The following is a 13,712-nucleotide window of genomic DNA, read 5'->3' on the forward strand; positions in this document are numbered from 1 at the left end:
GTCACTGGAGCTTCCCGTCGACGAGCGTGGCCCGGCCCCGCAGCCACGTGTGTGTGACGCGTCCCGGCAGCTCACGGCCCTCGTAAGGGGTGTTGCGGCTGCGGGAGGCGAATCCCGCGGGGTCCACGGATCCACGGTATGCCGGATCGAGCAGCGTGAGGTTCGCGGGCTCGCCCGCTGAGACGGGGCGGCCGTGTCCCGCGGCCCGGCCGATCCGCGCGGGCGCCCACGACATCCGCTCCGCGACGCCTTCCCAGGTGAGCAGGCCGGTGTCGACCATGGTGTGCTGCACGACCGAAAGCGCGGTCTCCAGGCCGACCATGCCCATGGCGGCCGCGGCCCACTCGCAGTCCTTGTCCTCGTGCGGGTGCGGGGCGTGGTCGGTGGCGACGATGTCGATGGTGCCGTCGGCGAGGGCCTCGCGCAGCGCCATGACGTCGCGCTCGGTGCGCAGCGGCGGGTTGACCTTGTAGACCGGGTTGTAGGACCGCACGAGCTCGTCGGTGAGGAGCAGGTGGTGCGGGGTGACCTCGGCCGTGACGTCGATGCCGCGCGACTTGGCCCAGCGCACGATCTCCACGGAGCCCGCGGTCGACAGGTGGCAGATGTGCACGCGCGAACCGACGTGCTCGGCCAGCAGCACGTCGCGGGCGATGATCGACTCCTCGGCGACGGCGGGCCAGCCGCCGAGACCGAGCTCCGCCGAGACGACGCCCTCGTTCATCTGGGCGCCCTCGGTGAGCCGCGGCTCCTGCGCGTGCTGCGCGACGACGCCGCCGAACGCCTTCACGTACTCCAGGGCGCGCCGCATGATCACAGCGTCGTCGACGCACTTGCCGTCGTCGGAGAAGACGGTGACACCGGCCGCGGACTCGTGCATGGCACCCAGCTCGGCGAGCTTCCTGCCCTCCAGGCCGACGGTGACGGCACCGATGGGCTGCACGTCGCAGTAGCCGGACTCCTTGCCGAGCCGGTAGACCTGCTCGACGACGCCCGCGGTGTCGGCGACGGGGAAGGTGTTGGCCATGGCGAACACGGAGGTGTAGCCGCCGCTGGCGGCGGCGCGCGTACCGGTCAGGACCGTCTCGGAGTCCTCACGGCCGGGCTCGCGCAGATGGGTGTGCAGGTCGACCAGGCCCGGCAGCAGGATCTTGCCGTCGGCCTCGACGACGTCGGCGCCCTCGGCGGAGAGCCCCTGGCCGACCCCGGCGATCTCGGAGCCGTCGATCAGGACGTCCTGCGGTTCGCCGCCGAGCACCTGCGCACCGCGGATCAGGATCTTGCTCATCGTTCTACTTCTCCTCGGAGGCGGTGGGGCGGGTGTGGGTGACGGCGGGTTCGTTGCCGCCGAGCAGCAGGTACAGGACGGCCATGCGGATGGAGACGCCGTTGGCGACCTGCTCGATCACCGTGCAGCGGTCGGAGTCGGCGACCTCGGCGGTGATCTCCATGCCGCGGACCATCGGGCCCGGGTGCATCACGATGGCGTGTCCCGGCATCCGGGCCATGCGGTCGCCGTCCAGGCCGTAGCGGCGGGAGTACTCGCGCTCGGTCGGGAAGAACGCGGCGTTCATCCGCTCGCGCTGGACGCGCAGCATCATCACGGCGTCGGACTTGGGGAGCGTGGAGTCGAGGTCGTAGCTGACCTCGCACGGCCAGGTCTCGACGCCGACGGGGATCAGGGTGGGCGGCGCGACCAGCGTGACCTCGGCGCCCAGGGTGTGCAGCAGGTCGACGTTGGAGCGGGCGACACGGCTGTGCAGGACGTCGCCGACGAGCGTGATCCGCTTGCCGTCGAGGCCCTGGCCGAGCCCGGCGTCCGGGCCGGTCAGGCGGCGGCGCATGGTGAACGCGTCCAGGAGCGCCTGGGTGGGGTGCTGGTGGGTGCCGTCGCCCGCGTTGATCACGGGGGCGTCGATCCAGCCGGAGGTGGCGAGGCGGTACGGGGCGCCGGAGGCGCTGTGCCGGATGACGACGGCGTCCACGCCCATCGCCTCCAGGGTCTGGGCGGTGTCCTTCAGGGACTCGCCCTTGGAGACGCTCGACCCCTTGGCGGCGAAGTTGATGACGTCCGCGGAGAGTCGCTTCTCGGCGGCTTCGAAGGAGATCCGGGTGCGGGTGGAGTCCTCGAAGAAGAGGTTGCAGACCGTGCGGCCGCGCAGCGCGGGCAGCTTCTTGATCGGCCGGTCCGCGACGCGGGCCATCTCCTCCGCGGTGTCGAGGATGAGCACGGCGTCGTCGCGGGTGAGGTCGGCGGCCGAGATGAGGTGTCGCATCATCTGGTGGGCTCCGTAGGAAAATTCAGGTGTGCGGGGGCCCGGACGGGGTGTCCCCGGGGCACGGCGGGCATGCGGGCGCGTCGGCCCGGGCACGGACCAGGAGGGCCCGAGCGTCCGGCCGTACGGGAAGGAGCTAGCGCTCGCCTGCCGGAGCAGTCGGCTTGGCACCGAGCAGCACGGCGTCGCGGCCGTCCTCCTCGGCGAGCTGGACCTTGACCGTCTCCCGCAACGACGTCGGGAGGTTCTTGCCGACGTAGTCGGCGCGGATGGGCAGTTCTCGGTGGCCGCGGTCCACGAGGACGGCGAGCTGCACGGCGCGCGGGCGGCCGATGTCGTTCAGGGCGTCGAGGGCGGCACGGATGGTGCGGCCCGAGAAGAGCACGTCGTCGACGAGGACGACCAGGCGGCCGTCGATGCCCTCGGAGGGGATGTCGGTGCGGGCGAGCGCGCGCGGGGGGTGCATGCGCAGGTCGTCGCGGTACATCGTGATGTCGAGGGAGCCGACCGGGATCTTGCGGCCGGGGCCGCCGGCCGGGATCTTGCGGCCGGAGCCGCCAACGGCGTCGACGATCTCTTCCAGCTTCGCGGCGAGCCGCTGGGCGAGGAAGACGCCGCGGGTCGGAATGCCGAGGAGGACCACGTCCTCCGCGCCCTTGGCGCGTTCGACGATTTCGTGTGCGATACGGGTCAACACCCGCGCGATGTCGGGGCCTTCGAGAACGGGCCGGGCGACACCGGAATCATGCGTGTCCATGGAAAACGGACCTCCTTCTCCGCCTCACGGGACGGACCTTAAAGGACGTCTAAATTGCGCCAACTGCGTGGTCAACGGTACCAGCAACGGCAACCCGCGCCGTCACCACCCCCTCGGAAGGGGCCCCAGGACTCTTTCGGCTTGACGCAAGCAGGTAACGCTGCGTAACCTCACAGTGAGTTACCAAGCCGCGCGGCGGAGCCGCACGTTGTCACAGCGTCCGGGGAGCTATATGTCCAGCGAATACGCCAAACAGCTCGGGGCCAAGCTCCGCGCCATCCGCACCCAGCAGGGCCTTTCCCTCCACGGCGTCGAGGAGAAGTCCCAGGGTCGCTGGAAGGCGGTCGTGGTCGGGTCGTACGAGCGCGGCGACCGTGCCGTGACCGTGCAGCGCCTTGCCGAGCTGGCGGACTTCTACGGCGTTCCGGTGCAGGAACTCCTTCCGGGCACCCCGCCCGGCGGTGCCGCCGAGCCCCCGCCCAAGCTGGTCCTGGACCTGGAGCGGCTCGCCCACGTCCCGGCCGAGAAGGCGGGCCCGCTTCAGCGTTATGCCGCCACGATCCAGTCCCAGCGTGGCGACTACAACGGCAAGGTGCTCTCCATCCGCCAGGACGATCTGCGCACCCTCGCCGTGATCTACGACCAGTCGCCCTCGGTGCTCACCGAGCAGCTGATCAGCTGGGGCGTGCTCGACGCGGACGCGCGCCGCGCCGTGGCCCACGAAGAGGTCTGAATTCTCCCAAGGGAGCATTGAGCAGAAACGTGCCGCCGGGGTGGCCGGAAACCATTGGTTTCCGGCCACCCCGGCGGCTTTTTCGCGGCCTCTTGAGGGGCGCCGCGGCAAAACCTGGAGGGCCCGCGGCCGAATGGCTGCGGGCCCTCCAGGAACCGGGAAAGCGGCGGATGCCTACACGCTTGTACGCCTTCTCGCCTTCTCGCCTACTCGCCGCGGCGAAGGCTCGGCTTCAGGTCCTTGAACCGGCCGAGCAGGCCGTTGATGAAGGCCGGCGACTCGTCCGTGGAGAATTCCTTGGCTAGCTGGACGGCTTCGTCCAGGACCACCGCGTCGGGCGTACCGTCGACCCAGACGAGCTCATAGGCGCCGAGCCGCAGGATGTTGCGGTCGACGACCGGCATCCGGTCGAGCGTCCACCCGACGGCGTACTGCGAGATCAGCTCGTCGATACGGGAAGCGTGCTTCTCGTACCCCTCGACCAGCTCCATCGTGTACTCGCTCACCGGGGGCTGCCTGGTGTCGGTCCGCGAGTGCCGCACCCAGTCCGCCAGGACGGTCAGGACGTCGACGCCGCGCTGGTCGGCCTCGAAGAGGATCTGGAAGGCGCGCTTGCGGGCCGTGTTACGGGCGGCCACGGTTAGCTGTTCACCCGGCCGAGGTAGCTGCTGTCGCGGGTGTCGACCTTGATCTTCTCGCCGGTGGTGATGAAGAGCGGCACGTTGATCTGGTGGCCGGTCTCCAGGATGGCGGGCTTGGTGCCACCGGTGGAGCGGTCGCCCTGGACGCCCGGCTCGGTCTCCTGGATGACGAGCTCGACGGCGGCGGGCAGCTCGACGAAGAGGACCTCGCCCTCGTGCTGCGCGACGGTGGCCTCGAAGCCCTCGATCAGGAAGTTCGCGGCGTCGCCGACGGCCTTCTTGTCGATGTGCAGCTGGTCGTACGTCTCCATGTCCATGAAGACGAAGTACTCGCCGTCCATGTACGAGAACTGCATGTCGCGCTTGTCGACAGTGGCCGTTTCGACCTTGACGCCGGCGTTGAAGGTCTTGTCGACGACCTTGCCGGAGAGCACGTTCTTGAGCTTGGTGCGCACGAAGGCCGGGCCCTTGCCGGGCTTGACGTGCTGGAACTCGACGACGGACCAGAGCTGGCCGCCTTCGAGCTTGAGCACCATGCCGTTCTTGAGGTCGTTCGTGGAAGCCACGGTTGCGGAATCTCCTGGACTGACGTGGACGACCCCGGGCACGTGCACGCGCTAGAGCGCGAGCAGCTCCTTGGTCGTGATGGTGAGTAGCTCGGGTCCGCCGTCCGCTTCGCAGCGGACGACGAGCGTGTCATCGATCCGGACCCCGCCCCGGCCCGGGAGATGGACCCCCGGTTCGACGGTGACCGGCACGCAAGCGTCCAGTTTACCCATGGCCGCGGGGGCCAACTGCGGGTCCTCGTCGATTTCGAGTCCGACCCCGTGCCCGGTGCGTGGAGGAAGTCCGTCCGCATGCCCCGCGGCGTCCAGCACATGGCGGGCCGCGCGGTCCACGTCACGGTACGCGGCACCGGGCACGAGGGCCTCCCGGCCGGCTCGCTGAGCGGCGAAGACGAGGTCGTACAGCTCGATCTGCCAGTCCGCGGGCGAGGTGCCGATGACGAAGGTGCGGCCGATCTCGCTGCGGTAGCCGCGGTAGCACGAGCCCAGGCAGACGGAGAGGAAGTCGCCCTCCTCGACCCTGCGGTCGGTGGGGCGGTGGCCGCCGCGCCCCGAGTTCGGCCCGGTGGCCACGGAGGTCGGGAAGGCGGGGCCGTCGGCGCCGTGGTCCACGAGGCGGCGCTCCAGCTCCAGGGCGAGATGCCGTTCCGTACGCCCGACCAGGATCGATTCGAGAAGCTCTCCCAGGGCCTGGTCGGCGATCTCGGCGGCGATCCGCAGACAGGAGATCTCCTCCTCGTCCTTGACGAGGCGGAGCTGCTCCACGCCGCACGCCAGGTCGGCCAGGCGCAGGGCCGGTGCCACCGACGTCAGCGCGTGGTGGCGGGCCACGGTCAGATGGTGCTCCTCCACGGCCAGCGTCTCGGCGCCCTGCGCCGCCGCCTGCCCGGCCGCGGCGACGACCGGGTCACCGCCGCGCGACTCCAGGACATGCGTCCGCAAGCCCGCGTCCGGCCGCTCCGCACCGGGTTCCTCCCCCGGCGGGCGCCCGCACACCAGCACGTCCTCGGTCCTGCCGAGCAGCAGCACCGCACCACTGGGCGCGGCCCCCGCGAGATACCGCACGTTCGCGGGCCGCGACACCACCGCCGCGGCACTCCCGCTCCCCGCACAGCGCTCCCTGAGCCGCTCCCTGCGCGCGGCGTACACCTCTGACATGGGGCGAGCCTATGAGCGCGCGGACGGACCGGCCGTTTCAGCGCGTCCGGACGGGGTGGTCGGCCGTCACCACTTCGGCGGGCTCGTGATGGCGCGGGCCAGGACGTCGTCCAGGACTCGGGCCGTGGCGGGCACGTCGAGTTGGGAGTTGTCGATGATCGGGAGGCCCGAGCCGTACCAGCCGGCCATGCGGCCGTGGATGCGGGCCACCTCCTCGTCGGTGAGGCGGCGGTTGCCGCTGCGCTGGGAGTTGCGCTCCAGGACGACTTCCAGGCCCGGGAGCAGGACCACCGGCAGCAGACCCGGGCCCACGTGCCGTTTCCAGCCGCCGAGGCCGACGACCGGGCGGTCCGGGAAGACGGCGTCGTCGAGGACGCAGGAGATGCCGTTGGCCAGGAAGTTGCGCGCGGCGAAGCCGCAGGTGCGGCGGGCCAGGCGGTACTGCGCCTCGGAGTGGTCGTTCCAGCCCGACTGGGGGTCGGCGAAGCCCGAGCGGACCCACTCGCGCACGTCGTCGAGGCTGATGTGGGCCGTCGGCACGCGCCGGTGCTCGGCCCAGAACTTCGCCACGCTGGTCTTGCCCGCGCCCGCGGGTCCGATCAGGAGCACGGCGAGCGTCGTGGAGCCGGTGTCGGCAGGGGCGGCGCCGGGCGGCGGGCTCGGCATGGCCACGGGGCCGCCGGGCGGAAGCTGGATGTGGCCCGTGGTCTCGCGGACCGGGGGAACCGGCGGGGCGGGTGGCGCCACCGGATGGCCGTGCGGACCCGCCTGGGCGTGCTGTGCCGCAGGAGCGTGCGGTGCCGCCGCGGGAGAGTGGGGTGCCGCCGCAGGAGCGTGCTGTGCCGCGGGGGCATGCGGCGCCGCGCGGCCCTGGGGGACGCCCGGTGCGGGCGGGGTCGCTGGGGCGCCCGGGTGATGTGCGGCCTGGGACCAGCCGGTGGCCGGTCCGTGCCCCGGCTGAGGGGGCGGCGGCAGCGGAGACCCCACTGCGTGCTGCATCCGGTGCCACTCCGTCTCGTACGACTGCTGGTGGGGGCGGCAGCCGGGGCCACCCTTACCGAACGGTACCGTCCCCGGCCGACGTTGTGTGAACGGCCGGGGCGGTCACGGAGTGCCCGTGGCTTGTTCGTTCCGCACCCGAGTCCGCCCGTAACGGGGCGGACCGGACGGTCAGTCGGCGACTTCCCCGTACGCGGCGAGCAGCACCGCCGGGTCCGGGCCCTCCAGGACGGTCGGCTTGGCCAGACCGTCCAGGACGATGAAGCGCAGCAGGTCACCGCGGGACTTCTTGTCGACCTTCATGGTCTCCAGGAGCTTGGGCCACTGGTCGTAGCGGTAGCTCAGCGGCAGTCCGACGGACTCCAGGACGGCGCGGTGCCGGTCGGCGGTCGCGTCGTCCAACCGGCCGGCCAGGCGGCCGAGTTCGGCCGCGAAGTGCATGCCCACGGCGACGGCCGCGCCGTGCCGCCACTTGTAGCGCTCGTTCTTCTCGATGGCGTGCGCCAGCGTGTGCCCGTAGTTGAGGATCTCCCGGAGACCGGACTCCTTCAAGTCACCGGAGACGACCTCCGCCTTCACCTTGATAGAGCGTTCTACCAGCTCGGCAGTGTGCGGTCCTGCGGGCGTGCGCGCCGCCTCCGGGTCGGCCTCGATCAGGTCGAGGATGGCCGGATCGGCGATGAACCCCGCCTTGATGATCTCCGCGAGCCCGGAGACGTAGTCGTGCACCGGCAGCGAGTCCAGGGCTGCCAGGTCGCACAGGACGCCCGCGGGCGGGTGGAAGGCGCCCACCAGGTTCTTGCCCTCGGCGGTGTTGATGCCGGTCTTGCCGCCGACCGCCGCGTCCACCATGCCGAGCACCGTCGTCGGCACGGCGACCCAGCGCACCCCGCGCAGCCAGCTCGCCGCGACGAATCCGGCCAGGTCGGTGGTGGCGCCGCCCCCCACTCCCACGATCACGTCGGTGCGGGTGAAACCGGACTGGCCGAGCGCCTTCCAGCAGTACGCGGCGACCTCGGCGGTCTTGGCCTCCTCCGCGTTGGGCACCTGTACGGCCACGGCCTCGTACCCCTGGTCGGCCAGGTCCTGGCGCAGCGCCTCACCGGTCTCGGCGAGCGCCTCGGGGTGGATGACGGCGACCCGCTTGGCCGCGTCGCCGATCAGTCCGCCGAGCTCACCGAGCAGTTGCCGCCCGACGAGCACCTCGTACGGCTCGGTGCCCGCCGTGCCGCCGACGTGGATTCTTGTTACTTGGCTTGACATCGGGTCCTCCGGCCGGGCGCCCAGGGGTCGTCCCCCGGGAATCGCAGCCAACTCCAGGGCGTCGAGGATCGCTTCCGCGACCTCTTCGGGGGTGCGGTCGTCCGTGGCGACGACGGCACGGGCGACTTCTTCGTACAGATGGCGGCGCGCCTCCATCAGCTCGCGCCACTGCTTGCGCGGGTTGACGGCGAGCAGCGGGCGGGCGGTGTTCAGGCCGACCCGCCGCACGGCCTCCTCGACGTCCATCGACAGATAGACGACGGGCAGGTCCCGCAGCAGCGCCCGGGTGCCCTCGTCGAGGATCGCGCCGCCACCGAGGGCGAGCACTCCGGGGTGGGCGGCGACGGCGGCGCGCACGGCGGCCCGCTCCCGCTCCCGGAAGTAGGGCTCGCCCTCGTCGACGAAGATGTCGGCGATCTCGCGACCCTCGGCCGCCACGATGTCCGCGTCGGTGTCCCGGTAGGCCACGCCGAGCCGCTCGGCGAGCAGCGCGCCCACCGTGGACTTGCCCGAGCCCATCGGACCGACGAGCACGACCTTCGGCCCGCCCGCGACGACCGGCCCCGTCGGGCCGCCGGTCACCGGATCTGCAGGTTGTCGAGGTACGACCGCACGTTGCGGCGGGTCTCCGGCACGCTGTCGCCGCCGAACTTCTCCGCCACCGCGTCCGCGAGCACCAGCGCCGTCATGGCCTCGGCCACGATCCCGGCCGCCGGGACGGCGCACACGTCGGAGCGCTGGTGGTGCGCCTTGGCCGCTTCGCCGGTGGTCACGTCGATGGTGGCGAGGGCGCGCGGCACCGTCGCGATGGGCTTCATCGCGGCCCGTACGCGCAGCAGCTCACCGGTGGTCAGGCCGCCCTCGGTGCCACCGGAGCGGCCGGTGGCGCGGCGGACGCCGTCGTCGGTGGCGACGATCTCGTCGTGCGCCTTGGAGCCGGGCACGCGGGCGAGTTCGAAGCCGTCGCCGAGCTCGACCCCCTTGATCGCCTGGATGCCCATGAGGGCGGCGGCGAGCCGCGCGTCCAGGCGGCGGTCCCAGTGCACGTGCGAGCCGAGGCCCACCGGGACGCCGTACGCGAGCACCTCGACGACGCCGCCGAGGGTGTCGCCGTCCTTGTGGGCCTGGTCGATCTCCGCGACCATCGCCTTCGAGGCGTCGGCGTCCAGGCAGCGCACCGGGTCCGCGTCCAGCTTCTCGACGTCGGCGGGGGTCGGGTACACGCCGTAGGGGGCCTTGGCCGCGGCCAGCTCCACCACGTGCGAGACGATCTCGATCCCGGCCGTCTCCTTCAGGTAGGAGCGGGCCACCGCGCCGAGCGCGACCCGGGCCGCGGTCTCGCGTGCGGAGGCGCGCTCCAGGACGGGCCGGGCCTCCTCGAAGCCGTACTTCTGCATGCCGGCGAGGTCGGCGTGGCCGGGCCGGGGGCGGGTCAGCGGCGCGTTGCGCGCCTGCGCGGCGAGCTCGTCGGGGTCGACCGGGTCGGCGGCCATGACCTGTTCCCACTTGGGCCACTCGGTGTTGCCCACCATGACCGCGACGGGCGAGCCCATGGTGAGGCCGTGGCGCACGCCGCCGAGGAAGGTGACCTCGTCGCGCTCGAACTTCATCCGGGCGCCGCGCCCGTAGCCGAGCCTGCGGCGGGCGAGGTGGTCCGCCACCATGTCCGTGGTGATCGGGACGCCGGCCGGAAGGCCCTCCAGCGTCGCCACCAGTGCGGGTCCGTGCGACTCCCCCGCGGTCAGCCAACGCAACCTGCTCAACGGTGCTCCTCGATGCTCGCGCCTGGGACTGCTTTCGGCGCAACCGGGAGGTGTGGCCCCGGCCGGCCGCCCTCTGATCCTCCCATGCCCGGGGGCCCGGTCAGGAGCCCGGTCCACCTGACGGACGGGCAAAAGCGCAGACGGCACGGGTTGCGGCGGGCCCGGCGCGGACCGGGACCGGCCGCCCGAAACCGCCCGGGACATTCCGCCGTGCGCTCCGGTGCCGACCGTGCCGCCTGCTCAGCGCTCCGCCAGCGCCCGCTCCCCGGCCTTCCGCATCGCGTCGAGCGGGCCCGGCTCCCGGCCCGTCATCTGCTCGACTTGCAGCACGGCCTGGTGGACGAGCAGATCGAGCCCGCTGACGACGGCGCCGCCGTACGCCGACCAGCGGGCGGCGAGTTCGGTGGGCCACGGGTCGTAGAGGACGTCGAAGAGGGTGGCGGGACGCTCCGGCACCACGTGGGACAGGGCGTCCGTGGCGCCTGCCGGGGTGGTGGCGACGACCAGCGGGGCGTGCAGTGCCCGCGCGGCGTCCGCCCAGTCGGCGACGCGCACCTCGATGTCGAGCCGCTCGCCCCACTGCCGCATCTCGGCGGCGCGGGCCTCGCTGCGGACGTAGGCGACGACCTCGCCGGTGCAGATCCGGGCGAGCGCGGCGAGTGCGGAGGACGCCGTGGCGCCCGCCCCGAGGATCGCCGCGGACTCGACCTGTTCGATTCCGCGTTCCCGCAGGGCCGCGACCATGCCGGGAATATCGGTGTTGTCGCCGACGCGTCGGCCGTCCGCCGTGCACACGACGGTATTCACGGCCTCGACGGCAGCCGCGGTCTCGCTGATCTCGTCGAGGAGTGGAATCACCGCCCGCTTGAGCGGCATGGTCAGGGAGAGACCGGCCCATTCGGGACCGAGCCGCCCGAAGAATTCGGGCAGCCCCGCCTCGTCGATCTCGAATCGGTCGTACGACCAATCGGCAAGGCCCAGTGCCTCGTACGCGGCGCGGTGCAGGACCGGCGAGAGGGAGTGGGCGATGGGAGAGCCGAGCACGGCCGCTCGGCGCTGCTGCGCGCTCATTGGCCCTTCTGTTCCTGGAGGTTTTCCTCGTACTTCTTGCGGTTCCGGTTCTGTTCCTCGTTCGTCTCCGCGAAGAGCGTCTCGTCCTCGCTGACCGACACGAAGTAGTACCAGTTGCCCTTCTCCGGATTCAGGGCGGACTTGATCGCGACCGCGCCCGGATTGCCGATCGGTCCGGGCGGCAGCCCCTTGATCTTGTACGTGTTGTACGGGTCCTTGAGCTGGCGGAGCTGGTCGACGGAGCCGATGGCGAGCTTGGACTGGCCCTTCAGGTAGTTGACCGTCGAGTCGAAGTCCAGGAGGCCGTAGGTCTCGGTGTTGCCGGGCTTGAGACGGTTGTAGACGACCGTCGCGACCTTCTCGAAGTCGTGCTTGTACTTGCCTTCGGCCTGCACGAGGCTGGCGACCGTGACGACCTGGAGCGGGTTCTTCAGGTTCAGCTGCGCGGCCTGCTCCTCGACGCCCATCGCGTCGTACCTGGTGGTGGCCTCGGCCACCATCTTGCGCAGGACTTCCTCGGGCTTCTGGCCCTTGGCGACGGGGTAGCTGGAGGGGTAGAGGAAGCCCTCGAGGGGGTCCTTGGCCTCGCTGCTGATGTTGTCCGATGCCCACTTGGGCAGCCCCAGGTTCCGCCACTGCTTGTGCGCGATGTCCTTGGTGGCGCCCTTTTTGAGTTTCAGCCGCTCGTCGATCTGCTCGTACACCCAGATATTCCGTTTGCCTTCCGGAATGATGAGGTTGTTACGGCTCTTCGGGCTGAGCATCAATTCGAGTGCGGAGGCCGCGGACATCTCTTTCTTCAGGGTGTAGACGCCCGCCTGGATCTTCTGTCCGTCCGGGTTCTTGCCCTGCGCGGAGACGAAGGCGTCGACGCTCTTGACGACCCCGGCCTCCTTGAGTTTCTGGCCGATGACATAGCCGCCGGAGCCCTTGTCGATGGCCACCGTGGCCGTGCCGCTGCCGTCACCGGAGAAGTCCGGCGCCGTGCCAAAACGATCCTGGTAGAACTGGTAGCCGAAATAGCCGATGCCGCCGAGTCCACCGGCGAAGACCACCGCCACCACCAGGCAGGCGCAGCCGTTGCGCTGCTTCCTCTGTTTCTTGCCGCCGCGCCCGCGCCGGTCACCGCGGCCACCGCCGCGCCCCGGCTCGTCGGGGTCGTCGGCGTCGTCATCGTCGTCGCCGCTGAAGAAGGCGTGCTCCCCCTGATCGGGCCCGGGGTCCCAGTCGGTCTCCGGATCCGGCTCGGGCGTGGGACGGCGGCGGCCCGGAGGCTCAGGCGGCGGGTAGGCGTCCGAGGTGCCGTAGTAGTCGGGGCGCTCTTCGGAGTAGCCGCCCGAGGGCTGCCCGCCGTAGGGGTCGGCCGGGTCACCGCCGTAGGGGACCTGCCCGGGCTGTCCACCGTCCCAACCGCCGTCCTGCGCCTGGCCGCCTCCGCCGTACTGGGCGGCCTGCGCCTGTGCGTGGGCGCCCGATTCGTACGGCGATTCGTTGTACTGCTGCTGGTCGTAACCCTGCTGAGCGTAGCCCTGGCTCTGCCCCGGCTGCTGTCCGGTGGCCCAATCAGCGTACGGAGCCTGCTGCTGGTGCTGTGTCTGCTGCTGGTGGGGCTGGTGCTGCTGTGCTTGCTGCTGGGGGTGGGGCTGGTCCTGGTGCGGCTGCTGGGGGTGGGGCTGGTCCTGGTGCGGCTGCTGGGGGTGGGGCTGGTGCGGGTGCTGCGCGTGCTGCGGATGCTGAGGGTGCTGCGGGTCGTACTGCCCCTGGCCGCCGTAGGGGGACTGGCCTGCGGCCTGCTGTCCTCCCCATCCGCCGTCCCCGTACAACGGGTCCTCGGGATGCCACGGTTCGGAGCCTGGGCCCCGGCCATACTCAGTCATCGATCCCCTACGAGCCGCGAGGCGGGGGCCGCCTGCCGGAGGTCAGGGCAACCGTTCCGCCTCTTGATGCTGTGCGGCAGCTGTTCGAACGCCGCCGCATCGCGCGGAACGTTACCGTATCGCGATCAGATGACCACTTCGACGCCCTCGCCAGGGGCCCTGCCTGACGCCCGTTCGGACTCCAGTGCCTGCTGCAGGATCACCACGGCGGCCGCTTGATCGATGACAGACCTGCCCTTTTTGGACTTCACGCCGGAGGCGCGCAGGCCTTGACTGGCCGTCACTGTGGTCATCCTCTCGTCCACGAGCCTCACCGGAACGGGCGCAATGCCCGCGGCGAGCTCCCCCGCGAAGCCACGGACCTTGACGGCGGCCGGGCCCTCGCCCCCCTTGAGGGAGCGCGGGAGCCCGACGACGACCTCGATCGGCTCGTACTCCTCGACGAGTTGCCGCAGCCGCCGATGGGCGGCCGGGACGTCGCGTCCCGGCACGGTCTCCACCGGCGTGGCGAGGATCCCGTCGGGGTCGCACGAGGCGACCCCGATCCGGGCGTCCCCGACGTCGATCGCGAGCCTGCGCCCGCGCCGGATGCCTTCGGTCATCGGTGC

General features: G+C 71.4%; 13 protein-coding genes. 1 reads left to right on the plus strand and 12 read right to left on the minus strand.

The genetic code is table 11. The features are described from left to right. Position 1: 1 nt before the first annotated feature. The 3 genes from GPA10_RS22725 to pyrR form a co-directional block, all read right to left on the minus strand. Positions 2-1,288, minus strand: coding sequence for a dihydroorotase (locus tag GPA10_RS22725; RefSeq protein ID WP_157167106.1), 1,287 nt, complete (start codon positions 1,286-1,288; stop codon positions 2-4). Positions 1,289-1,292: 4 nt separating this feature from the next. Beyond that, on the minus strand, positions 1,293-2,279 hold the full coding sequence (locus GPA10_RS22730; protein WP_157167107.1) for an aspartate carbamoyltransferase catalytic subunit: 987 nt from the start codon (positions 2,277-2,279) through the stop codon (positions 1,293-1,295). A 133-nt stretch (positions 2,280-2,412) separates the two neighbouring features. Next, positions 2,413-3,033: a bifunctional pyr operon transcriptional regulator/uracil phosphoribosyltransferase PyrR gene (gene pyrR / locus GPA10_RS22735; RefSeq protein ID WP_157167108.1), complete on the minus strand. Its 621-nt coding sequence runs from the start codon at positions 3,031-3,033 to the stop codon at positions 2,413-2,415. Between the two features lie 232 nt (positions 3,034-3,265). Between pyrR and bldD the strand changes: the two genes are divergently transcribed. Continuing rightward, positions 3,266-3,766, plus strand: a complete 501-nt coding sequence (gene bldD, locus GPA10_RS22740; protein ID WP_016638847.1) for a transcriptional regulator BldD — start codon at positions 3,266-3,268, stop codon at positions 3,764-3,766. 206 nt (positions 3,767-3,972) lie between these two features. On the opposite strand, the gene nusB is transcribed toward bldD, so the two are convergent. From nusB to ruvX, 9 genes are all read right to left on the minus strand, one after another. Beyond that, positions 3,973-4,404: a transcription antitermination factor NusB gene (nusB, locus tag GPA10_RS22745; protein ID WP_343041226.1), complete on the minus strand. Its 432-nt coding sequence runs from the start codon at positions 4,402-4,404 to the stop codon at positions 3,973-3,975. Positions 4,405-4,406: 2 nt separating this feature from the next. Then, entirely contained in the window at positions 4,407-4,973 is a 567-nt protein-coding gene (gene efp / locus GPA10_RS22750; protein ID WP_058851893.1) for an elongation factor P, read from the minus strand. A gap of 51 nt (positions 4,974-5,024) precedes the next feature. Next, positions 5,025-6,131, minus strand: coding sequence for an aminopeptidase P family protein (locus GPA10_RS22755; protein WP_157167109.1), 1,107 nt, complete (start codon positions 6,129-6,131; stop codon positions 5,025-5,027). A gap of 66 nt (positions 6,132-6,197) precedes the next feature. Beyond that, complete coding sequence (locus tag GPA10_RS22760) at positions 6,198-7,130, minus strand: Pro-rich N-terminal domain-containing protein (RefSeq protein WP_157167110.1); 933 nt, start codon at positions 7,128-7,130, stop codon at positions 6,198-6,200. A gap of 171 nt (positions 7,131-7,301) precedes the next feature. Then, the gene (aroB, locus tag GPA10_RS22765) at positions 7,302-8,912 is read right to left on the minus strand and encodes a 3-dehydroquinate synthase (RefSeq protein WP_157167180.1); all 1,611 of its coding nucleotides are present in this window, start codon (positions 8,910-8,912) and stop codon (positions 7,302-7,304) included. Positions 8,913-8,971: 59 nt separating this feature from the next. Beyond that, complete coding sequence (gene aroC / locus GPA10_RS22770; protein ID WP_058851889.1) at positions 8,972-10,156, minus strand: chorismate synthase; 1,185 nt, start codon at positions 10,154-10,156, stop codon at positions 8,972-8,974. Between the two features lie 240 nt (positions 10,157-10,396). Next, a complete protein-coding gene (locus tag GPA10_RS22775; protein WP_157167111.1) occupies positions 10,397-11,227 on the minus strand; it encodes a shikimate dehydrogenase in 831 nt (276 codons plus the stop codon). After that, a complete protein-coding gene (mltG, locus tag GPA10_RS22780) occupies positions 11,224-13,104 on the minus strand; it encodes an endolytic transglycosylase MltG (RefSeq protein WP_157167112.1) in 1,881 nt (626 codons plus the stop codon). Before mltG ends, GPA10_RS22775 begins: the two co-directional genes overlap by 4 nt. 125 nt (positions 13,105-13,229) lie before the next feature. Beyond that, positions 13,230-13,694 (minus strand): Holliday junction resolvase RuvX, encoded by a 465-nt coding sequence (ruvX, locus tag GPA10_RS22785; RefSeq protein WP_058852048.1) that lies wholly within the window; start codon positions 13,692-13,694, stop codon positions 13,230-13,232. Positions 13,695-13,712 lie beyond the last annotated feature (18 nt).

It is taken from the genome of Streptomyces typhae (assembly GCF_009755605.1).
Lineage (GTDB): Bacteria > Actinomycetota > Actinomycetes > Streptomycetales > Streptomycetaceae > Streptomyces > Streptomyces typhae.